Genomic DNA, 22,495 nt, shown 5'->3' on the forward strand with positions numbered 1-22,495 from the left:
ATACCTAACAATATTGTGACCTATTTTTCAATACTTTTCAGATGACCTCTAAGTATTTTTTTTTATTATTTGTTGCCTTTTCAATCAAATCAACTGAAGGATATAAAGAAACAGGTGAAAAATCATCATCCCCATATATTATTAAAGGACTCATTTTTTTTGTTTTTATTTTTTCAATAATCACGGGTTTATATTCATCAGGTAAATCAGTTATTATACTTATTTGTTTATCTAAAGGTATTTTTAAATCAAAATTCTTTATAAAAGGGTTTGTATTGCAGTAATATAAGTTAATTGAGCCTTCTCTCAATAGCTCAATCAAGGTTTGTTTAATTAATACAATATCTTTATATTTTCTAATTAAAGTCGGTACTGAACATCCATTACAGTCTCTACTTTTTAGATAATGATTTAAAATATATTTTAATATTTTCGATTTCATATTAGTCCTATAAAGTATGCGTTTGGCAATTATAAATTTTAAATAATAGCTCTCCGACTTTCTAAATTAATGTCAAATTTAATCAACTTGCCACGGATTTGCCACTGAATGATAAAAAGTACTCGAAAACAAAAAAATCAGCCTTAGTGAAAATGGCTGAAATTCAATAATAACTTAAAAAATAAAGAGTACCCTGGATTGGATTCGAACCAATGACCTACCGCTTAGAAGGACGTAAAAGCCTTCTATGACTGCTTTTGCGGGTTTTATATTATTTAATCGCATTTGTTTCCTGGCTTACCTTCGAGTCTCTTTCTCTTTTATCACAATTTTACTCATTTTTGAGGGCTTTATTGGGCTTGTTGCAACAAATTTGAAACAAGATTTCCTGAACATAGTCTCGGACCTCCCCCCTATAGATATATGCGAGCTTGCGAGTGTACTTTTTAAAGAAGGGCCCCGGGGGCAAGGATTTAAAAACATACCTTTATTATTATTAGTACCCATATTAAACCGCACCATTTTTTGAACTCTAAAAGTTCCAACAGCGAGGAATTTGATTAAATATTTTTATATCATATACTTTTAACTTAATGGATGTACAAAGTGCGTACGGTATGTTATATTGTAATTAAATACTTAAATTTTAAAAAAGGTGAATAAACATGGCAAGTCCTAAAAAAGTTCAAAAAGATGAAAGATTATTTCTAAGGGTAAGCTCTACACAAAAAGAAGTGCTAGAAAAAGCCGCTGAACTTAAACATACGTCTCTTACAAACTTTGTGCTTGAAAACTCTTATGCGGCGGCTCAGGAAGTTCTTGCAAATCAGGTGCATTTCATATTAACTGAGGAGCAATGGGAATTGTTCAATGAAGCTTTAAATTCTCCTCCTAAAGAAATAGCCGGTCTGAAAAAATTATTTTCAAAGCATAGTGTTTTCGATGCCGGATAAACTAAATTCACCAGTAATATTGACAAAAGAGCATGATGTAACTCAATTTGATTGCGGCAAGCCGGCATTAAACAATTATTTATTGAAAAATGCCTTGGATAATACATTAAACAATTCTTCCAAGTGCTACGTCACAACCAAAGGGAATAAAGTTGTCGGCTACTATTGTTTATCTGTATGCTCAGTTGAAAAAGTTTCTGCTCCTCCTAGAATTGGTCAGGGACTAGGCGGTTATCCAGTTCCTTTAATTTTAATAACAAGGCTGGCTGTTGATTTAACAGCACAAAACAAAGGAATAGGCTCTTCATTATTGATGAATGCTTTGCTGATGTCTATTCAAGTTTCCGCAAAGGTTGGAGTTAGAGGAATTATTGTTCATGCAAAAGACGAACAGGCTAAAGAATTTTACTTGAAATACGGCTTTGAACCTTCACCAATCGATAGTTTGCACTTGTACATATTAATAAAAGATATTAAAAAGACATTGGATTTGGATTAAAAAAATCATATTTATAACAAATAAGCACCGTGTAATATAATGAACGGTGCTTATTTGTACTTTAGTACCTTTTGATCCGGATAATAAAAAACTTATATAATATTAAAACACTTTTGAAGGGCTCTTTGAGCCTACTGACCAGAGAACCTAAGAGATTAAAACGAATCCGGCATGTATTTATAAGTATGTTATCTAGCTGTTTTAATTAAGACATTAGCTTAATGTGCCTCAAGGTCAATAATAGCAAGCTAATACACAAAGTTAAAATAGTTTAAATGTAAAACCCCAACATTCTAAGAGTTTTAGGAGCTGAGCTCTCTTTTTACAATAGTTTATTTAAATTGTTCATGAATAACAAAAAATTTCATAACTTATAATATTCCTTTGTATATTTTATTGAAATAGAAAACAGCTCTTTGCTGAATATTCTGATATACTTAGTTTGTTAGCTAATTAAGGTTATTATTGAATGTCTGGACTCTGGGATCAAAAAGGAATTCCACACAATGGTTGGAAATTTCTTGATATGGAAGATTTGGAAGATGATCGTATTTTTTGTCAAATGTGTCGGGGTGTTAAAATAAGATATGCCCATTCCCTAAGGCACCCTAATTATCCAGAAACATTAGTAGTTGGTTGTGAATGTGCGGCTAAAATGGAATCTGACTACACCTTAGCTAAATCAAGGGAAAAAAAATTTATTAATATATTGAAACGTAAAAAAAAATGGCTATCAAGAAACTGGCGACATAGTTCAAACGGAAATGATTATATAAATACAGATGGTTTTAATATAGTAATATTTCAAAAGGGTAGTCATTGGACAGGACGATTAAAAAATAAGGATACTGAATGCATATACAGTTTAAACTATTATAATACACAAGATGATGCCAAAAGAGCAGCTTTTGATAGGTTAATAGAGTTAAAAGATCATTATTTTTATTAAATTCAAAAACTATTTAATAAAAAGGGAATAATTACCTCTAAAATTTTTCATGTAATATTTTGTAAATATTTGTTTTAAGTCTAAGACACTTATGATTGTTATATTATTATGAATTTGTCAATAAGCTTGATTGAATTAAACAGAAAACATCAAAAATAATATCTTGTATTTTTCAAATAGTATGTTAAGCTTGAAATATGAATTAAATGAATTATATCAAGAAAAATTTAAGGAAATTTTATTTAATGTCAAATATCGAAGTTAAAAAATTACAAGACGTATGTCAAATTCAATTAGGTTATCAATTCAGGAAAAGATTTGAGCACGACCTAAGCGGTAATTATAGCGTTATACAAATGAAAGATGTAGAAGACTACTCTTTAAATATTTCTGAACTCTTAAAAGTTAAAATTGAAAAAGTTAAAAAGGAATATTTGATTAGTAAAAATACGATTTTATTTATGCCAAGAGGTTTTAATAATGATGCGATACTTATTAAAGAAGACCTTGAGGACACGATTGCAACTTCACAATTTTATATTTTAAAAGTTGCAGATCAATCGATACTGCCGGAATACTTAACTTGGTATATTAATCAACGGCCTGCCCAAAAGTATTTTGTAAGTAATAGAGCCGGTACTTCAATTCTTATTATTAATATCGGACAGTTGAAAGAACTTGAAGTCAGAATACCCGATATAAAAACTCAAGAAAATATTGTCAAAGCTTATGATTTAAGCCGTAGAGAAAAACAAATTTATCAGGAAATTACGGAAAAACGTCATCATTTAATCAACGAAATGTTATTAAGCAAAATTAATTTATAAAAAGGAGAATATAAAATGCCTACAATTGAAGAAGTCAGACAAGATGAAATTAACAATATAGCCTGGAAAGCTTGCGACACATTTAGAGGTGTTGTTGATCCGTCAGAGTATAAAAATTATATTTTAGTATTTCTGTTTATCAAATACTTAAGTGATGTATGGAAAGATAAACTTGAAAATTGTAAAAAAGAATTTGGCGACGATAAAGAGCGTATCGATCGCAGAATGAGTCGAGAAAGATTTATTCTTCCTGATAAATGTGATTTTGATTACATACACAGTATGCGACAAGAGACAAATATCGGTGAAATAATCAATCACGCCTTAGAAGAAATCGAAGAAGCCAATAAATCAAAGCTTGAAGGTGTATTCAGAAACATAGATTTCAACTCGGAAGCAAATCTCGGAGAGCCTAAAGATCGCAACAGAAGGCTTAAAAATCTTATTGAAGACTTTGCAGACGCGAAATTAGATTTAAGACCGTCTAAAATCAATAATAAAGATATTATCGGCAACACTTATATGTATTTAATAGGAAGATTTGCAAGTGATGCCGGCAAAAAAGGCGGCGAATTTTACACCCCTGATGAAGTTTCGATACTTCTTGCAAAACTCTTAATGCCTAAAGAGAGTTCCAGGATTTCAGACCCGACTTGCGGATCAGGTTCACTATTGATTCAAGTTGCAAAAGAAGTTAAAAGCTCTAACTTTTCTATTTTCGGTCAGGAAAGCAACGGAAGCACCTGGGCGCTTTGTAAAATGAATATGTTTCTGCACGAAATGGACAATGCTCGGATTGAGTGGGGCGATACTATCGGAAACCCCAAGCTTATTGAGAATGACAGATTAATGAAATTTGATATAGTTGTTGCTAATCCTCCTTTTTCACTTGATAAATGGGGTGCGGATGATGCGGCAGCAGATAAACACAATAGATTTCACCGAGGTGTTCCGCCTAAAAGCAAAGGCGATTATGCTTTTATTACTCACATGATAGAAACAGCAAGCGAAGGAACCGGAAAAGTCGGCGTTATAGTTCCTCATGGTGTTCTTTTCAGAGAAGCTGCCGAAGGAAAAATAAGAAGACAATTCATAGAAGAGAATATTCTTGAAGCTGTAATAGGTTTACCGCAAAATTTATTCTTCGGAACCGGTATTCCTGCTGCAATATTAATATTCAATAAGGGCAAAACCACTAAGGATGTTATTTTTATCGATGCAAGCAATGAATATGAAAGCGGTAAAAATCAAAATAAACTATCAGCAAAAAATATTGATAAGATCACGGAAACTTATATCAAAGGCGAAACAATCGACAAATACTCATACAAAGCCACCTATGAAGAAATTGTTAAAAATGAATACAATTTAAACATTCCTCGTTATGTAGACACCTTCGAGGAGGAAGAAGAAATCAATATAGCTGCTGTTCAAAATGAAATTAATTCTCTTGAAAGTGAGCTGGTCCAGGTTAAACATGAAATGGCAGGTTACTTACAAGAATTGGGGTTGTAAAATATGAAAAAAGTTCCGGATAATGAAATAACTTTTTATAATTCTCCTGACGGAAAAGTAAGTGTTGAAGTCCTTTATGCTGATGAAAATATTTGGCTTACCCAAAAGAAAATGGGCGAATTATTTGACACAACACCGCAAAACATAACTTCGCATTTAAAAAATATTTATAATGAAAAAGAACTTGAACTCGAAGCAACTTGTAAGGATTTCTTACAAGTTCAAAAAGAAGGTACTAGAGAGGTTTCCAGAAATTTAACTTTTTATTCTCTTGAAGCCATAATTGCTGTCGGTTATCGTGTAAATTCGGACAGGGGTACACAATTCAGGCAGTGGGCAACATCTATTTTGCAGAAATATATTCATAAAGGTTTTGTTGTCGACAGCGACCGTTTTAAATACGGTTCTAAATTCGGTGCAAGATTCTTTGACGAACTTTTAGAAGAAATCAGAGATATCCGCAGCAGCGAAAGAATATCTTATCAGAAAATAACTGACATTTATGCTACATCCATTGATTATTCAGCAAATACAGACTGTGTAAAAACTTTTTTTGCTACAGTTCAAAACAAATTGCATTTTGCTATAACCGGTAAAACGGCAGCAGAAATTGTCTCAACAAGAGTAGACAGTGACAAGCCGAATATGGGACTAACTTCCTGGAGAAAAGGTCCTCAAGGTAAAATAATGCCGGGTGATGTATCTGTTGCCAAAAATTATTTAGAAAAAGAAGAAATAAATCACTTAAACAGAATTGTATCAATGTACCTTGACCATGCGGAATTACAAGCTATCAGACAAAAACCAATGTACATGAAGGACTGGAGTGAAAAATTAAATGCGTTCTTGAAATTCAGTGAATATGAAATTCTGACAAATGCAGGAAAAATAAGCCACGAAGTAGCCAAATCGTTGGCATTAAAAGAATATGAAGAATATCGAAAAATACAAGACAAAAATTATGTGTCTGACTTTGATAGAGAAGTTAAAAAAATAAAAGCGATTGAAATTAAAAAGAATACGGATGTTAAGTAAATGACTCTTGAAGCTTTAGAAGCATATTTAAAATTTAATTTGGATACCTGTCAGGTTTGGCCGGACGGTAGCGTTATACATATAAGGCAGCGGGTTACTCTTTTAGAAGGACATTTAAAAATAGAAGTTTATCCTAAAGAACATGCGCCGGCTCATTTTCATGTTAAATATAACGACATAAATGCTTCTTTTGAGATTGAGAGTTGTAAGTTAGTTGCCGGTTCAATATCAAATAAAGATCATTGCATAGTAAAAGATTGGCACAGGCTTATGAAATCACATCTAATCGATGTTTGGAATAATACAAGACCGACAAATTGCCCCGTAGGAGTAATAAAATAATGGCAACAACAGCAGAAAAAATTGAAAATAAAGCAGGTTATAAAAAAACCGAACTCGGTTGGATTCCTGAAGAATGGGAAATTAAGAAAATAAAAGAAATTGTTTCTAAGGTTGGTAGTGGGATTACACCACGAGGAGGAAGTTCAACATATAAAAAAGAAGGCATCCCGTTCATACGTAGCCAAAATGTCCTTTATGGAAGACTTTCTTTTGATGATATAGCTTTTATTGATGAAAAACAGCACAAATCCATGTCAAACAGCATGGTAAAGCCGAATGACCTTTTAATGAACATAACTGGAGCATCAATAGGTAGAGCTTGTATAGTTCCTGCGAATGTTATTGAATCAAATGTAAACCAGCATGTTTGTATTATTCGAGTAAATAATTCTTTAGTACCTGGATTTTTACTTCATTTTCTTCTATCTCCCAAAGGACAAAATCAAATTGATACATTTCAGGCTGGCGGAAATAGGGAAGGTTTGAATTATGAACAAGTACGTTCTTTTAAAATTCCTTTCATTCCACTAACCGAACAACAAAAAATCGCTGAAATCCTCTCATGTTGGGATAAAGTTATAGAAAAGACAGAAAACCTAATAACCGCGAAAACTCAACTCAAAAATGCCTTTATGCAAAAGCTTCTTACGGGGAAGGTTAGATTTGAGGAATTTTCAGGACAAAAGTGGAAGCAATCTAAAATACAAGATATATTTGAGTCAAAGTCAGTAAAACACAATGGATCAGATTATTTACCTATTTTGTCTGTAACAAAAGATGGAATAAAACTTCAATCAGAACATTTTAAGAAACGAGTAGCAAGCAAAAATACGGCAGGTTATTTAATAGTTGAAAAAAATGAAATTGCAATGAGTGGGTTAAATTTTTGGATGGGCTCAATAGATATGCAACAAATAGTACCTAAAGGTATTATTTCTCCTGCTTATGAAGTATTTAAAATAAGAAATAATAATGCAGATAAGAAGTTTTTGAAATTTTTTGTTAGAAGTCATCTGATGTTAAAAATTTTAGTTGATTCATCAGTTCAAGGAGCTAGTATAGTTAGAAGAAATCTGAATTATAAAGGGTTTATGGCGAGTAAATTATATATACCTTCTCTTGAAGAACAACAAAAAATTGCAGCAGTTTTGAATTCTTGCGATAAAGAAACAGAACTTTTAAACAAACAGCTTGATGCACTTAAAGAGCAGAAAAAAGGCTTGATGCAGAAATTACTTACAGGGCAGATACGAGTTAAAATTTAAGGAGTTTTATCATGACAGACAAAAAACCTAAACAAATTCACGTTATGTATAACAAACAAAACAAAGAATGGTACGGCAAGCAAGACGGCGGAGAAAGAAAATCTTTTACTGCTCCGACTCAGGCAGATGCAATTGAAAGAGCAAAGCAAATAGCTCAAAATAAACAACAAGAATTATCAATCCACAGAAAAGATAATAATCAAATTCGTGATAAAAACAGTTATGGTAATGATAATTTTCCACCAAGAGGATAGAAAGGAGATAAAAATGAACATAAAAACAGTATTAGATAACGTGAACGCTATCAAAGAAATTGCTGATTCAATACAAAATATAGAACTAAAAAGCATAATAGTTGACTTAAAAGAACAGGTCTTAGAACTTAAAGAAGAAAATCTCAACTTGAAAGAAAAATTATCAAAGCAAGAAGATTTTAACATGATCTTTGAAGACAATAAGTACTGGAACACAAACGAGAATAACGTAAAAGACGGACCTTATTGTCCGGCTTGTTGGGATAATAATAAAAAAACTATTAGATTTAACGAAGCAAAAATGTCATTTCATTGTCCGGTATGTAAAAATACGGTATCTAAAAATCTTGATCGCCCCAATGTTGCTATAAGTATATAGAATTAAAGGTTTATAAAATGCAGACTATACCGTCATTACAAGAAGATCATATTTCGCAAATACCTGCTTTGCAGCTTTTGCAGAACTTAAATTATACTTATCTTACACCTCAAGAAGCCTTGCAGGGTAGACAAGGCAAGACTTCAAATGTCATTCTTGAGAATATTCTTGAAAATCAGCTTAAAAAAATCAACAAAATAACTTTTAAAGGTAAGCAGTCTGATTTTTCTGATTTAAGCATAAGAGGAGCTGTTCAGGCTCTTAAAGATGTTGTTTATGATGGTTTAGTACGCACAAATGAAAAGGTTTATGACCTTCTTACTCTCGGCAAAAGCTTTGAGCAGAATGTTGACGGCGATGTTAAAAGTTTTAATATTAATTTTATCGACTGGAAAACCTTTGATAATAACGTTTTTCATGTCACGGAAGAGTTTGAAGTGGCAAGAACCGCAAGCAATTCGACAAGACGACCCGACTTGATTCTTTTTTTAAACGGTATTCCTTTTGTTGTTATTGAGTGCAAACGCCCTGATCTTAGTACAACTGATAATTCTTTGCCGGTTGATCAGGCAGTTTCTCAACATATCAGAAACCAAAAAGAAGATGAAATCCCTAAGCTCTTTACTTATACACAACTTTTAATAGCAACAGACAAGAATAATGCAAAATACGCAACAACCGGCACAAAATCAAAGTTCTGGGCTGTATGGAAAGAAGAAAAAAATATTGAAGAAGAGCTTAAAACGCTTATAAATAAACCTCTGTCAGATGACAAAAAAGACAAATTATTTAAAGACCGCTTTAAATATGTAAAAGGTTTTTTTGACGAATTAGAAGCGCAAGGTAGAGAAGTGACGGAACAAGACAAGGTTATTTATTCGCTTTGTCAGCCTGAAAGACTTATCGAACTTGCATATAAATTTATAGTTTTTGACAACAACGAAAAAAAAGTTGCCCGATATCAGCAGTATTTTGCAGTAAAAGAATCTCTTGAAAGAGTTAAACACTTTGATCATGACGGAAGTCGTTTAGGCGGTGTTATTTGGCATACACAGGGAAGCGGAAAGTCTTTGACAATGGTAATGTTAGCAAAAGCAATTTCTCTTGAACCAAGCATCATAGACCCTAAGATTATTCTTGTTACAGACAGGGTTGATCTTGATGATCAGATTTATAAAACCTTCTATCAATGCGGTAAAAATCCCGTTCAAGCGGCAAGTGGCAACCATTTGGTTGAACTTATCGAACAAAAAAAAGAAAGTATTATAACGGTTATTATTGATAAATTTGTTGCAGCCGTTAATAAAAAGAACATCAAAAACGAATCGAGCAATATATTTGTACTTGTTGATGAAAGTCATCGGAGCCAATACAAAACAAAAAATACCATGATGAAAAAAGTCTTTCCGAAAGGCTGTTACATAGGTTTTACCGGAACCCCGATAAAAAAGAAAGACAAAAATACAACCGAAAAATTCGGCGGCATAATAGGCAAGCCTTACAAAATTGATGATGCTGTTGCAGATGCTACCGTTGTCCCCCTTCTGTACGAGGGAAGACACGCTTTGCAGGAAGTTAATCATAAGGCAATTGATAATTGGTTTGAAATCGTAACAAAATACCTTACGGATAAACAAAAAGAAGACTTAAAAAGAAAATACAGTTCTGCTGATCATTTAAACGAAGCTGATCAAAAGATTTACCGTATTGCTTATGATATTAGCGAACATTATAAAACAACTTGGCAGGGTACAGGTTTTAAAGGGCAACTAACGGCATCTTCAAAACTGGCTGCAATAAAATACAAAAAATATATGGATGAATTCGGACTTGTTTCAACAGAAGTTTTGATTTCGCCCCCTGATACAAGAGAAGGTCACGAAGACGTGCAGGAAGAAACAGAAGATTTAGTACAGGTCTTCTGGAAAAAAATGATTGAAAAGTACGGCAGCGATGAAAATTACACTAAACAAGTAATAAACTCATTTAAGCACGGCGAAACACCTGAAATTATTATTGTAGTTGATAAATTATTAACCGGATTCGATGAACCTAAAAACACAGTTTTATATATAGCTCGTTCATTAAGAGAACACACCTTATTGCAGGCAATTGCAAGAGTTAACAGGCTTTGCGAAGGCAAGGACTTCGGTTATATTGTCGATTATTACGGGTTATTAGGTGAACTTGACACGGCTTTAACGGCTTATAGCTCATTAGAAGCTTTTGACGAAGAAGACGTTAAAAATTCTATCAGAAATGTAATGGATGAAGTCAATACGCTTTCTCAAAAACACTCTGATCTTTGGGATATATTTAAAACAATCAGAAATAAACGTGATGAAGAAGAATACGAACTTCTTTTGGGCAATGAAGAAATAAGAAAGAACTTTTTTGAAAGACTTTGCGAATATGTAAAAACTCTTGAAATTGCCATGTCGACTTTTAAATTTGTCAACGAAACACCTGATGAAACAATTAAAATGTATAAAAATGATGCAAGATTCTTTTTAAGATTAAGAGTGTCAGTTAAAAAACGTTATGCCGAAACTATTGATTATAAAGATTATGAGAAGAAAGTTCAAAAGCTTATCGATACATATATTACTTCTGATGAAATAATTCAAATTACCGAGCCTGTTAATATTTTCGATACAGAAAAATTTGATGCCGAAGTCGAGAAAATAGGCAGCTTAGCATCTAAAGCGGATACTATTGCACATAGAACAAGTAAAACTATTACTGAAAAGTGGGACGAAGACCCTGTGTTTTACAGAAAGTTTTCTGAAATGTTAAAAGATGCAATAGAAGCCTTTAAACAGAAAATAATGCAAGCAAAAAATGAGTTTGAAAGAAAATTATCAGAAAGAGAATATTATGACGTTGTTCAAAATATCATGAATAATGTCAGAAATAGATCAGGCGATGATCTTCCTGAAAAATTAAGACATAGAGAAGTCGCAAAAGCTTTTTACGGCGTTTCTTTAGAGCTTCTTGATAAATATAATGATGCAACATTTAATGCGAAAGAAATTTCAGCTGATATTGCCGTAAAAATTGATGACATAATTTTACAAAACAAAATTGTTGACTGGGTAAACAATCAAGATATTCAAAACATAATGTTTAACGAAACAGAAGACTTCCTTTTTAGCATAAAAGGACGCTACAACCTCCTTTTGAGCTATGATGATATTGACAATATTATTGAAGGTTGTCTGAAGGTAGCGAGAAACAGGTATCAATAATAAATGATCTCAGAAAAAATAAAGCATTCTGTAAGTTACGGGACTAACGAAATTGAGTTTGTGCTTGAATTATGTGAAAGAAAGACCATTCAAATTATTGTTAATCCCGATTCTTCTGTAAATGTTAAAGCACCAAGCAACAAAAATATTGAAGAAGTTCTTAACCGTGTAAAAAATCGTGCGTCATGGATCATGAAGCAAAAAAGATATTTTTCTTTTTACAAACCTGACATGCCGGAAAGAAAGTATATTAGCGGTGAATCTCACAGATACTTGGGTAAACAATATAGACTTAAATTTATAAAATCCGTAGAGAATCAAATTAAATTGCAAAATGGATATCTTAAAGTCTTTACAGAAAACCGATCGGACATTGAATTTACGAAAACGCTTTTAGACGAATGGTATTTAAGTCACGCTAAAATAAAATTTCAGCAGAGACTGGATTTTTGCTATAAGAAAATAAAAAAACATAATATAGTCAGTATTCCGAAATTACAAATAAGAAAAATGACTAAGCGCTGGGGCAGCTGTACTTCTGACGGAAGAATAATTTTAAACCTCGATCTTGTAAAAGCGCCCTCTCATTGCATTGATTATGTTATTATTCACGAATTATGTCATTTGAAATATCGTAACCATAATGCAGATTTTTTTAATTTATTATTACAATTAATACCCGATTGGGAAAAGCGAAAAGAAAAACTGGAAAAAATAGTCTTTTCATAAATAATACTAAATTTCACTAAGACCCCCAAGACTAAAAGGCTCTTAAAACCTCCCCCTTGCGTTATTTTATTATGTATAGCTAGATAATAAGCATATATAACGCAAAGGAGCAAAAATAATGTCCGATATGATTGATGCAATAGGCAATGATTTAAAGATTTCTATTGACGATTTAATCAATGAAATCAAGAAAAATAGAAAAGATATTATAAAAATTAAAATGAAACTCGGAATGGTCGAGCCTGAGGAATTAAAGGACTAATCAAAGTCAAATAGGTCTTTTGGCTTAACTTCAAGAGCTTTTGAAATGGAATATAAGGTTAGCACGGGGGCATTTGCTTCTGCTCTTTCAATCATTCCTATATAGTTGCGGCTTTTGTTTATTTTTTCAGCCAACTGCTCTTGAGAGAGACCTTTTTCTCTTCTCAAATATTTTATATTTGTGCCCAATTTCTTTAAAAAACGTTTACTCATTTCTTTATTATTTATGTTACCCTTTTTTTATCTACCAATTGATACTTGGTATTAATATGCAAAAGTAAAGTTATTAAAGGGTTTTTAGTAATTAAAACTATTGTGATTATGTAAAATTATTTACAATTAATTCGGAGATACCTCATGAAAAAATTTATAATATTATTTCTTTTAACTTTATTTTTATTACCCAGCTCAACAGGTTTTGCAGAAGTCAGACCTCCTGAATGGAGCGATTATTGCCCTACTCAGTACGCTAATGCTAAATATGACAATAATGATTATTCCTACCATTGGGATACCTGGAAAAATATATTTTTGTTTTGTTCAATCATTGGATTTCCAAAGTATGCGGATAATTACCATAAGGCTTATGTCCTTCTGGTAAAGCAAAATGAGCAAATAACCAATAATTATTGGGCTTTAAAACGAATTGCTTTTGAAAAAGAAAAAGAAATATGCAAATCTGACCCGAGCAATCAATCCTTATGCTATTTGAAAGTAATGGAAAGAGAAGAAACCCGGCAGAACCGGGAAGAAATGAAAAAAGAAATGAGCGAAATAGCTCAAAGGCAAATGTTTATACAAAGTTTAAACAATATGGAAAGCAGCCTTCAGGCACAGCAACTTAATAATAACTTGAAGAACATAAATGACAGTATTAATAACCTTAAATATTAAATAATTACAAACAATTCGGAGATATATTATGAAAAAATTTCTTTTTTTATTCCTAATTTGTATGAGTTTAACTTTGCCCGGCTTTGCTAAAGACATGACTTCTTCTGATTATTATAATAGAGGATTCAACGAAGGCTCATCAGGTAAGTACACAGAAGCAATTGCAGATTTTACAAAAGCTATTCAGCTAAATCCCAATCAGGCTAATGCTTATAGATTTAGAGGATTATGCAAAACTGAACTAAAAGACCGTATAGGTGCGATTGCCGACTACACAAAGTCTATACAGTTGAATTCCAATGATTCTGATGCTTATTATCTCAGAGGAAGCAGTAAAGGACTATTAGGCAAGGACCTGGAAGCCATAATGGATTACACAAAGGCTATACAACTAAAGCCTGATAATTTTATTGCCTATCGCTCAAGAGGATTAAGCAAAGAAAAACTAAAAGATCATAAAGGCGCTATTGCTGATTGCACAAAAGCCATACAGCTAAAGCCAAATGATGCACTTACTTACCGATTAAGAGGGCTAAGTAAAAGCTTCTTAGGCGACAATGCGGGAACAATTGCCGACTGTACAAAGGCTATACAACTAAATCCTAATGATACTGATACTTATTATATTAGGGGTGCAAGTAAAATTAAATTAAAAGATTATACGGGAGGAATAGCCGATTTCACAAAGGCTATACAACTAAATCCTGATAATGCTGATGCTTATTACAAAAGAGGGTTAAGTAAATCGATATTAAAACAGTATAAAGGTTCTATTGCGGATTTAACGCAAGCCAAGAATTTATATTTAAATCAAAATAATATGAAAAAAAATAAAGAAGTTTTGTTTTTTTTAAATGGGGTAAAGATACAAGCAAAACAGTATTAATAACCTTAATAAATATTAATTGTGTGAGGATTAAATAAAAATGTTTAAAAAAATGTTTGCTGCTGTTGTCGGCGGTATAGGTGTCGGGCTGAATAAAAAAATGGTTTTCAAATGCCATGTCCGGCAATTATTGAAAAAAGCTCCCGGAATTAATTCAAAAAGCTTTTCTGCTGCATTTATTGATGATATGGTGGAAACCTACCTTAATTGGATAGAAAATAATTCTGAATACCAAGATATAACAAGTCAAACTGATGGGTTGGAGTTGTATTTATTAACCTTTTTGAAATTAATTCGCCCTGACATTTATGAACTTAATTTGTCAAAAGAAGAAATTTATCATTGTTTCTTACTCCAAATGAATTTATTAAACAAACATAATATTTCTTGGCAAAGAAGTTTAGTCCTGTAATTTGGCATCAAAATAATTAAATATTTATTCCGGCAAATGGCTCTTAGGTCAGGTTATACTTGGATTTTATCAGCACAGGCATGTGATTATTGATTTATTTCAGCGCAGAGCTTTCGGGCCTAGAGCCTGAGAACCTTTATTTTCAAAGAATGCCAACATTTAAACAGGTATTTTATAACTCATTCAGACAAAGGGGCTTACCTTAATAACATTCCATTTATAAAAAACAATATCAGCTTTTATGAAGATATAGAACTAAGAATACAGTTTCCATATATTGAAGAGGACAAAAAAGTAATTTATTTGACAAAGGAAGAACTTCTTTCAAAAGATATTGATAAAAAAGCAAGATTTCCTCAATATGCATGCGGGGTTCCAACGCTGCATTACAAAAGTAATATTATATATGACAATCTTTTTACGTACTCTAAAAAAATAATTGCAGCAAGCGCAACGATGCAGCTTGATATATGTAATACATTTAAGAACCCCTAACAGTAATTTAATTAATATTTATAAAGAATATTTTAATGAGTCAATTACCGGACTAATTGCCTCTTATGATAAAGATTGCATTATAAAAAGTGCCAAAGAAGCACTATGCGGTGAAGAAGTTACTGATAAAAGCATCCTACAAAGGAATGAAGCAAAGAAAAAAGCTAAGGTGCAAGGTTTAACAGATTTAAATAAAAAAAACAGAAAAGAATATGAAATCCTTACAAAAGAGGATATTGAGGAGGTGAAACGCTTTAAGCAAAACAAATAAAGTAGTCAAAATCCTTAATTATATAAAAAAAGCTAAAAATAAAAATTAAACAAAATAAGACAAAAACCCTTACTATTAGAGATTTTGTAATCATTTTAGGAGATAAAAATGAGTAACCTTTTAGATATTAAACAAACTTCGGAAATTTTGAATATGAAGGTCCCTACCCTCTACCGTTGGGTTCATGAAAGAAAGATACCGTTTGTCAAAATGGGTAATAAATTAAGATTTAAAGAAAATGAAATTTTGGATTTTATTGAACAAAATTCCTTTAGTATTCAGTAACAACAGGGCGTACGAACCGACCAACACACGTTAAAATTAATATGTAAGGCAATTAAGGCATATAAAATGGCAACAGTTTTAAAACGCACATGGAAAACCAAAAAAGGCAAGAACACATCCTGGCAGGTAAATTGTCAGGATGCTTTTGGCAACAGGATTCTTGAAAGCGGATTTAAAACCAAAGTAGAAGCTGAAGCAAGGTTGGCTAAGATTCTTTCTGAAGTACAAGCCGGCAATAATATTACACAAAATAAAGAAATGACTTTTAATGATGCTGCAAAGCTTTATATGGAGTTGCATGCGGAAATTCATTGCAAAAAATCCACGGTTGAAGGATATAAAGGCTATTTGAAAAATCATATATTGCCTTATATCGGCAAAATGAAACTGATTGATGTTACGCCTATTACAATTCAAAAGTTCTTGCAGGAAAAACTTAAGACTACACTATCAAAAGAAACGATTAACAAACTTTTGGTTTTTACGGGCAGTATTTTTCAAAAAATGATAGATGACGAAATAATTTTAAAAAATCCGGTCAAAAAAGTTAAAAAGCTTAAAGTTGAGCATAAAGAAGAAATAAAAATCCTTTCTATTGCTGAATTAAACGCACTTGTAGAAACAACCAGAACTCATTTCCCTGATTTCTTCCCCCTTTTATTTACTGCATTAATGACCGGCATGAGACAGGGCGAGTTATTGGGCTTAGAGTGGAACAAAATAAACTGGATAACAAATAAAATAAATGTTGATAAAAATTACACGCATGGTGCGGTATGTTCTCCAAAAACAAAATATTCAATCAGGAAAATTGATATGTCTCAGGAACTTGCTAAAGTTCTTAAAATTTGGCGGTTGCAATGCCCACACAGCAAGAATGACCTTGTTTTCCCTAATTCCAACGGCGAATATATGGATGCAAATAATATGGTAAAAAGGCGTTTTGTACCTGCTCTAAGACGCACCGGGCTCGATAAAATACGTTTTCATGACTTGCGGCATACTTATGTTTCGCTTCTTCTGACTGAAAATATTCCTATTAAATATATTCAAAGACAGGTCGGACACTCTTCAATTCAGGTAACGATGGATATTTACGGTCATATCATGCCGGAAACTGCAGAACAAAGTGTAAAAGTGCTTGACAATCTGTTCAGGAAAGAAAAAACAGACGAAACAGCTCCTCTATATGCTATTGGGTAATTTTTTTATTTAATTGGGTATAATCAGGTACAATTATATATAGATAATGCTGATAAAAAATCTCTTGCTGACATTATTTCAAAAGGTTATCTTATAAAATACGGTCAAACTCGTGGGGCTTGGTATTCTAAACCATAAGGATTAATAATTTACCATTGTTAATCGCTTTTCAACTATTCGTTGAAAAATTTCTTTATTTTCTAAAATTTCTTCCATATGCCTAACATCAGTTATAACTGGTTGAAGTTTTTGATCTATATCATCAAATTGATTTTTTATTTCAAAAGAAATACTATCTAATTTAGCGACATCAGAAGGACTTAAATTAACTTTATCCATAATATTTTCAAATTGTTGGATTAAATACATAATTTTCTTATAGTTAGTTGCTACGTTTTGTCTTGATGCAAATTTAGAAGACAGATAAGGTAATTCAGGATGATAAGTATTATTATTTGCAAAGTTATAATTATTTAATCTGTTTTTAATTTGAATTGTATTTTTATTTAGATTTTCTTTTCTGTTATTTACATTAAAATACCAAGAGTTAATTTTCTTTATATCATTGTTTGTATCAATTGATTTGCTTTGCAAATAAGTCAATCGATTTCGCACATATTTTAATGCATCACTTTTTTGATTAGTTACATAATTGTCAAATTTCAAATTATCGTATAAAAGAATCATATCCTGCAAAGCGTTATTTATTTCTTCATTTTCTTCATCTTTATTTGTATCAATAATAGTTTCTTGATCAGATAATTTAATTTTTATATTTTCGTTTATTACTTCCATATTATTATGAATAACATTGGGAAAAGAATTAGCTTGGCTCGCCCAAAATAATGAAATCAAAGTGAAAAATATTGATAAACCTTTACTAAACTCTTTGGAATCATGGTTTCCAATAAAATTAAAATGATTTAAATGGACACCAAAAGAATATAAGATAATAGTCCCTGTTATTGCAAAAATTAAGTTGATTATTATGTTTAAAAACTGATTTAGCTCACAAACACCGCAGAAGACAACTGCCACTATAAATAAGATTATTGCAAAACAAAAAAACTTTTTTCTTGTTTTGCTATTATTATTTTTAACTTTACAAGACCTCACTATAGTCGAAAAATTCCTTTATTATAAATTTATATACAAATATCATGTACAATGATAAACATGGCAATAAAGAAATGCAAATATATTGGCTCTAAATTCTGAAATTTAATACATTTGGACTAGTTGAGTTCTTTTAAGTTTTAAACCCTTATGAATAGGCTTTTAAAACCAGAATGAAACAGGATTGCAACAAAGTGGCATTTTTAGCCCAAAAAACTAAAAAATCGACCACTTGCAGAAGGGTCGAAATCCAGTTATATATTGAAAAAATAAAGAGTACCCTGGATTGGATTTGAACCAATGACCTACCGCTTAGAAGGCGGTTGCTCTATCCAGCTGAGCTACCAAGGCAACTTTATATATATATTTAACACAGAAATTTTTTAAAATAAATAGATTTTTTCAAAAATGTTAAATTCGGCTTAAGAAAAATTTTTCCAACCCCTGAGAAATCCCTGTAGCAGCTTTTTCCTGAAATTCCGGAGTAATCAGTAAATCATATTCATCAGGATTTATCATAAAACCCACCTCTACAAGCACAGAAGGCACTTCAGTCGGTCTGGTAAGCACAAAACTACTGTACAAAACTCCTAAATCCTTAAAACAAGTAGCCGAAACAAGACTTTGTTGAATACTTTTTGCCAGTGCAAGAGATTGAAGATGATAATAATAAGTAGTTGTTCCGTGCTCTTCATATGGATTTTTTCCGTCAGGAAGAGCATTATTATGAATACTTACTACGACCTGGGCTTTTTTTAAATTTGCTTTATCAACCCTATCGTTAAGCTCGACATCTTTATCAGACTCTCTTGTCATGACGACCTTAGCACCCTTTTTTTCAAGAATTTTCTTAAGTTTTTTAGCAATTTCAAGATTAATTGATTTTTCCGGAACCGCTGTCGGACCTACAGCCCCTAATTCTGTTCCGCCATGCCCTGCATCAATACAAACTATTTTTCCTTTTAGTGGATGTCTGTGATTTACATGCGGAGGTTTTCTAAGTCTTATAACAAGTGTATTTCCTTCATAATAATACTTATAACCCCAAAATTGTTTTGAATTTATTTTTAAATCAAGGTTTAAATAGTCGTTTGATTCCTGAGTCCATTTTAATTCTTCAAAAAAAGCGTTTGTATTATTACAAAAAAACAAATCAGCCCCTGCTTTAACTCCGAAAAGTTTGAAATTTATTTTATTTTCAGAGATTTGATCAATTAAAAACGGTGTTTTTTGGACAAGCGGAAATTTTAGGTATACATAGTTTTTATCAGAATCAATATTTAAAATGTTCAAAATATTTTCAGAAACAGAATTTATTTCCTGCAAAAACCGGACATCATTTTCAGAAATCCACCCGCTCACAGAATCAGAATAATTGAATCTGTAAGAATTTTCTATTTTCCCCGTAATATTAAGCAAAGTACCCACAGGAAGAGGCGTAAGCCTGTTTTGCGCAGGATATGTCCTTGTTACTGCATAATCTTTTGTAATTTCGGCTACAGCAACCATAGGAGCCGGTGCAACAACACAAGGAGTTGTTTTTTTAATTTCAGGAACATTTATCGTGTAAGTTATTTCATTTACGGCATGCTCTTTGGAAGATTTTATGTTTATATTGTTAACACCTTTATTTAAGCCGACCATTTGCACAAAACCACCGTTTGGTGAAAGTTTTACACTTTGGTTGTTGATTACAAGGTCTGCACCAGGTTCGGTATTCCCTACGATAAAGGTTGAAGTGGCATTTATTACCGCACAGTTTTTCGGGTAAATTATTTCGAGTTTTACACTGTCTTCTGCAAAAACAGGCATTAACGTTACAAATAGTAAAGTCAGTAAACCAATGAATATAAGCCTCATGAGTTTTCTCCCATTTTTAACTCAACAAATCATTGAATAAATTTTTATCTTGAATGAAAATTGTTTTAATAAATATACAACAAGTATCGTTAAAGTGAAAATGGTTTTATTTAAAAGCACATGGAATTTGTTAAAAACCTTGTCATAAAACTAAATAAAGACTATGAATCTTTTCATATACTTGTTATAAATTAATTATTACAAGCTAAGAGGTAAGAGAAACGAATGAATGAGGTTTTATTGACAAAGCAATCTGTGTCAGCTTCATTATTAGCAGAAGAAATTTTAATTGACCTAAGTTCTACAGGTTCTTTTGAAAATATATTGTTTGAACTTACCAATATTATTGAACAAACCAACCTTCGTGGTAAAAATGTAAAAATAAATTTTGGAGATTTATCTCTTACTCAAAACATGCTTTTAAGCCTGCATGCAGTCTTAAAAGGTTATGAAATGAATATAAAAATGATTTTTTCAAGTTCAATTGAAACAAAAATAGCCGCTGTAGAAGCCGGTCTAACTGTTTCAGGCGAAAAAATTGAAACAAAAAAACAAAATGTTTCCTCTGAACCAACAACAGTAGAACAAAAAGACGAAGACAAACTCGTTACGGCAATGAACAACGTACTTTCTGAAAGTCAGGAAATTGTAAAAGAAAATACTTTATACATAAAACAAACCTTAAGATCCGGTCAAAAGATTGAACACGAGGGAAACATTGTTATTATAGGCGATTGCAAAGCAGGTTCTGAGATTGTAGCAACAGGCGACATTACGATATGGGGAGTTTTGGGCGGGATCGCCCATGCCGGATCAAAGGGCGATATTAATGCTAAAATAAGAGCTTTCAGAATTAACGCTATTCAACTCAGAATAGCAGCTTTACTTGCAAGAAAGCCTGATGCTGTTGAATTAGAAAAAACTGATAAACACAATCAATTTACTCCGGAAGAAGCAAAAATTAATAACGGAGAAATTGTTATTTATACAGATTACTAATCTGGTTAGACAAATTTATAGGTGGTTAACAACAATAGGAGACCTTTAAAACATGAGCGGAAGAGTCATCGTAGTAACATCAGGGAAGGGTGGGGTCGGTAAAACCACATCAACCGCAAATATAGGTACTGCTTTAGCCAAAAATGGCGCTAAAGTTGTTATGATTGATACTGATATCGGATTAAGAAACCTTGACCTTTTAATGGGTCTGGAAAACAGAATAGTTTACACACTTATTGATGTAATAGAAGAAAAATGTAAACTTCAACAGGCGCTTGTAAAAGATAAGAAAAATCCAAACCTTGCACTACTTGCTGCTGCTCAAACAAGAGATAAATCGGCCGCAAGTCCCGAGCAAATGGTTCAAATTTGCAATCAATTGAAAGAAGAATTTGATTTTGTTATGGTTGACTGTCCTGCGGGAATAGAACAGGGCTTCCAAAATGCAATAGCCGGTGCTAATGAAGCTATAATTATTACAACTCCTGAAATGTCAGCGGTTAGAGATGCTGACAGAATTATAGGACTTCTCGAATCAAAAGAAGATATTTTAAACTACAAACTGGTTCTTAACAGAGTAAGACCCAAAATGATTCAATCAAACGATATGTTGGGTGTTAATGATGTAACTGATATTCTTTCAGTGAAGCTTCTTGGAGTTATTCCTGAAGATGAAAACATTATTATAAGCACAAACAGAGGCGAACCTATTGTCAACATGGAAAACACTAAAGCCGGTACAGCGTATATGAACATTGCAAAAAGAATTATGGGTGAAGAAATAGAAATTCCTGATTTCGAAACGCCACCTCCCACTTTTATGGACAGAGTGAAGAATTTCTTCTTAGCAACAGCGAATTCATAGGAGAACAATAAATGAAATTACTTGATAAAAAATTAACCGATAAAATCAATGATATGATCAGTGAAATAGTTACCACTTGTAACAAAATATTATCCACTGATACAAAAGTAGAAGCCAATAATACTTCTTTTAACAGCAAAGACGAAGCCTGCAACAGACTTAAATTAGTTCTTATGCATGACAGAAGCCAACTTTCTCCGGCTCAAATGCAGCAGATGAGAGATGAGCTTGTAGAAGTTATTTCTCGTTATGTAGAGATTGACAGGGAAGCTCTTGATCTTTGTCTCGAAGCAGAGTCAAATACTATTGCACTGGTGGCAAATATTCCTATTCTTAGGCACAAATAAAGTTTTAAAATAAAAACAAAGGGGTGGATTAAAAAACCATCCTTTTATTTTTAGAGGTTAATTAATGATTATTAAAGCTTTTTCAGAATATATTAAAACTTTTAACTCCGAAATTCCGACTTTGATTCTTTTAACAAAATGGTTAAAAGAAATTTTGTCAAAAA

General features: G+C 32.1%; 27 protein-coding genes and 1 tRNA gene. 23 read left to right on the plus strand and 5 right to left on the minus strand.

The features are described 5' to 3' along the window. Positions 1-37: 37 nt before the first annotated feature. Positions 38-442, minus strand: coding sequence for a hypothetical protein (locus tag WCG23_10185; GenBank protein ID MEI8390236.1), 405 nt, complete (start codon positions 440-442; stop codon positions 38-40). A gap of 665 nt (positions 443-1,107) precedes the next feature. Between WCG23_10185 and WCG23_10190 the strand changes: the two genes are divergently transcribed. The 13 genes from WCG23_10190 (at position 1,108) to WCG23_10250 (ending at position 12,699) form a co-directional block, all read left to right on the plus strand. After that, on the plus strand, positions 1,108-1,395 hold the full coding sequence (locus WCG23_10190) for a DUF1778 domain-containing protein (GenBank protein MEI8390237.1): 288 nt from the start codon (positions 1,108-1,110) through the stop codon (positions 1,393-1,395). Beyond that, positions 1,385-1,894, plus strand: a complete 510-nt coding sequence (locus WCG23_10195; GenBank protein MEI8390238.1) for a GNAT family N-acetyltransferase — start codon at positions 1,385-1,387, stop codon at positions 1,892-1,894. Before WCG23_10190 ends, WCG23_10195 begins: the two co-directional genes overlap by 11 nt. Before the next feature lie 469 nt (positions 1,895-2,363). Continuing rightward, complete coding sequence (locus WCG23_10200; GenBank protein ID MEI8390239.1) at positions 2,364-2,843, plus strand: hypothetical protein; 480 nt, start codon at positions 2,364-2,366, stop codon at positions 2,841-2,843. Between the two features lie 245 nt (positions 2,844-3,088). After that, on the plus strand, positions 3,089-3,670 hold the full coding sequence (locus WCG23_10205) for a restriction endonuclease subunit S (protein ID MEI8390240.1): 582 nt from the start codon (positions 3,089-3,091) through the stop codon (positions 3,668-3,670). A 15-nt stretch (positions 3,671-3,685) separates the two neighbouring features. Next, positions 3,686-5,185 (plus strand): type I restriction-modification system subunit M, encoded by a 1,500-nt coding sequence (locus WCG23_10210; protein ID MEI8390241.1) that lies wholly within the window; start codon positions 3,686-3,688, stop codon positions 5,183-5,185. A gap of 3 nt (positions 5,186-5,188) precedes the next feature. Beyond that, the gene (locus tag WCG23_10215; protein MEI8390242.1) at positions 5,189-6,220 is read left to right on the plus strand and encodes a virulence RhuM family protein; all 1,032 of its coding nucleotides are present in this window, start codon (positions 5,189-5,191) and stop codon (positions 6,218-6,220) included. Then, positions 6,221-6,562 (plus strand): DUF4160 domain-containing protein, encoded by a 342-nt coding sequence (locus tag WCG23_10220; GenBank protein ID MEI8390243.1) that lies wholly within the window; start codon positions 6,221-6,223, stop codon positions 6,560-6,562. It begins immediately after the preceding gene. Continuing rightward, positions 6,562-7,827 (plus strand): restriction endonuclease subunit S, encoded by a 1,266-nt coding sequence (locus tag WCG23_10225; GenBank protein MEI8390244.1) that lies wholly within the window; start codon positions 6,562-6,564, stop codon positions 7,825-7,827. Before WCG23_10220 ends, WCG23_10225 begins: the two co-directional genes overlap by 1 nt. An 11-nt stretch (positions 7,828-7,838) precedes the next feature. Next, on the plus strand, positions 7,839-8,081 hold the full coding sequence (locus tag WCG23_10230) for a DUF2188 domain-containing protein (GenBank protein ID MEI8390245.1): 243 nt from the start codon (positions 7,839-7,841) through the stop codon (positions 8,079-8,081). Between the two features lie 13 nt (positions 8,082-8,094). After that, positions 8,095-8,460 (plus strand): hypothetical protein, encoded by a 366-nt coding sequence (locus WCG23_10235; GenBank protein MEI8390246.1) that lies wholly within the window; start codon positions 8,095-8,097, stop codon positions 8,458-8,460. A 17-nt stretch (positions 8,461-8,477) separates the two neighbouring features. After that, entirely contained in the window at positions 8,478-11,708 is a 3,231-nt protein-coding gene (locus tag WCG23_10240; protein MEI8390247.1) for an HsdR family type I site-specific deoxyribonuclease, read from the plus strand. Between the two features lie 3 nt (positions 11,709-11,711). Then, positions 11,712-12,437 carry a SprT family zinc-dependent metalloprotease gene (locus WCG23_10245; protein MEI8390248.1) on the plus strand — a complete coding sequence of 242 codons (726 nt, stop codon included), beginning with the start codon at positions 11,712-11,714 and terminating at the stop codon, positions 12,435-12,437. 118 nt (positions 12,438-12,555) lie between these two features. Further along, positions 12,556-12,699, plus strand: a complete 144-nt coding sequence (locus WCG23_10250) for a hypothetical protein (GenBank protein MEI8390249.1) — start codon at positions 12,556-12,558, stop codon at positions 12,697-12,699. On the opposite strand, the gene WCG23_10255 is transcribed toward WCG23_10250, so the two are convergent. Beyond that, positions 12,696-12,911, minus strand: a complete 216-nt coding sequence (locus WCG23_10255) for a helix-turn-helix transcriptional regulator (protein ID MEI8390250.1) — start codon at positions 12,909-12,911, stop codon at positions 12,696-12,698. The genes WCG23_10250 and WCG23_10255 overlap by 4 nt on opposite strands. Before the next feature lie 144 nt (positions 12,912-13,055). Between WCG23_10255 and WCG23_10260 the strand changes: the two genes are divergently transcribed. The 7 genes from WCG23_10260 (at position 13,056) to WCG23_10290 (ending at position 17,144) form a co-directional block, all read left to right on the plus strand. Beyond that, entirely contained in the window at positions 13,056-13,592 is a 537-nt protein-coding gene (locus WCG23_10260; protein ID MEI8390251.1) for a hypothetical protein, read from the plus strand. 28 nt (positions 13,593-13,620) lie between these two features. Next, positions 13,621-14,478, plus strand: a complete 858-nt coding sequence (locus WCG23_10265) for a tetratricopeptide repeat protein (GenBank protein ID MEI8390252.1) — start codon at positions 13,621-13,623, stop codon at positions 14,476-14,478. Positions 14,479-14,518: 40 nt separating this feature from the next. Next, positions 14,519-14,890, plus strand: coding sequence for a hypothetical protein (locus WCG23_10270; protein MEI8390253.1), 372 nt, complete (start codon positions 14,519-14,521; stop codon positions 14,888-14,890). Positions 14,891-15,193: 303 nt separating this feature from the next. Continuing rightward, entirely contained in the window at positions 15,194-15,385 is a 192-nt protein-coding gene (locus tag WCG23_10275) for a hypothetical protein (GenBank protein MEI8390254.1), read from the plus strand. After that, positions 15,354-15,656 (plus strand): hypothetical protein, encoded by a 303-nt coding sequence (locus tag WCG23_10280; GenBank protein MEI8390255.1) that lies wholly within the window; start codon positions 15,354-15,356, stop codon positions 15,654-15,656. Before WCG23_10275 ends, WCG23_10280 begins: the two co-directional genes overlap by 32 nt. A gap of 108 nt (positions 15,657-15,764) precedes the next feature. After that, a complete protein-coding gene (locus tag WCG23_10285) occupies positions 15,765-15,941 on the plus strand; it encodes a helix-turn-helix domain-containing protein (protein MEI8390256.1) in 177 nt (58 codons plus the stop codon). Positions 15,942-16,007: 66 nt separating this feature from the next. Continuing rightward, positions 16,008-17,144, plus strand: coding sequence for a site-specific integrase (locus WCG23_10290; GenBank protein ID MEI8390257.1), 1,137 nt, complete (start codon positions 16,008-16,010; stop codon positions 17,142-17,144). A gap of 141 nt (positions 17,145-17,285) precedes the next feature. Here WCG23_10290 and WCG23_10295 read toward each other — a convergent pair whose 3' ends face one another. The 3 genes from WCG23_10295 to WCG23_10305 all read right to left on the minus strand — a co-directional run bounded on the left by WCG23_10295 (position 17,286) and on the right by WCG23_10305 (position 20,120). Then, the gene (locus tag WCG23_10295; GenBank protein ID MEI8390258.1) at positions 17,286-18,182 is read right to left on the minus strand and encodes a hypothetical protein; all 897 of its coding nucleotides are present in this window, start codon (positions 18,180-18,182) and stop codon (positions 17,286-17,288) included. 355 nt (positions 18,183-18,537) lie between these two features. Beyond that, a tRNA-Arg gene (locus WCG23_10300) sits at positions 18,538-18,611 on the minus strand. A gap of 60 nt (positions 18,612-18,671) precedes the next feature. Then, a complete protein-coding gene (locus tag WCG23_10305) occupies positions 18,672-20,120 on the minus strand; it encodes an N-acetylmuramoyl-L-alanine amidase (GenBank protein MEI8390259.1) in 1,449 nt (482 codons plus the stop codon). A 225-nt stretch (positions 20,121-20,345) separates the two neighbouring features. Here WCG23_10305 and WCG23_10310 point away from each other — a divergent pair, with 225 nt between their 5' ends. Genes WCG23_10310 through minE form a run of 3 tightly spaced genes read left to right on the plus strand, consistent with a single transcriptional unit; the run spans position 20,346 to position 22,331 of the window. After that, positions 20,346-21,119 (plus strand): septum site-determining protein MinC, encoded by a 774-nt coding sequence (locus tag WCG23_10310; protein ID MEI8390260.1) that lies wholly within the window; start codon positions 20,346-20,348, stop codon positions 21,117-21,119. A 52-nt stretch (positions 21,120-21,171) separates the two neighbouring features. Then, positions 21,172-21,984 carry a septum site-determining protein MinD gene (minD, locus tag WCG23_10315; GenBank protein ID MEI8390261.1) on the plus strand — a complete coding sequence of 271 codons (813 nt, stop codon included), beginning with the start codon at positions 21,172-21,174 and terminating at the stop codon, positions 21,982-21,984. 11 nt (positions 21,985-21,995) lie between these two features. Continuing rightward, on the plus strand, positions 21,996-22,331 hold the full coding sequence (gene minE, locus WCG23_10320) for a cell division topological specificity factor MinE (protein ID MEI8390262.1): 336 nt from the start codon (positions 21,996-21,998) through the stop codon (positions 22,329-22,331). Positions 22,332-22,495 lie beyond the last annotated feature (164 nt).

The sequence above is a fragment of the bacterium genome, from assembly GCA_037147175.1.
In the GTDB taxonomy this organism is placed as follows: Bacteria; Cyanobacteriota; Vampirovibrionia; order Gastranaerophilales; family UBA9971; genus UBA9971.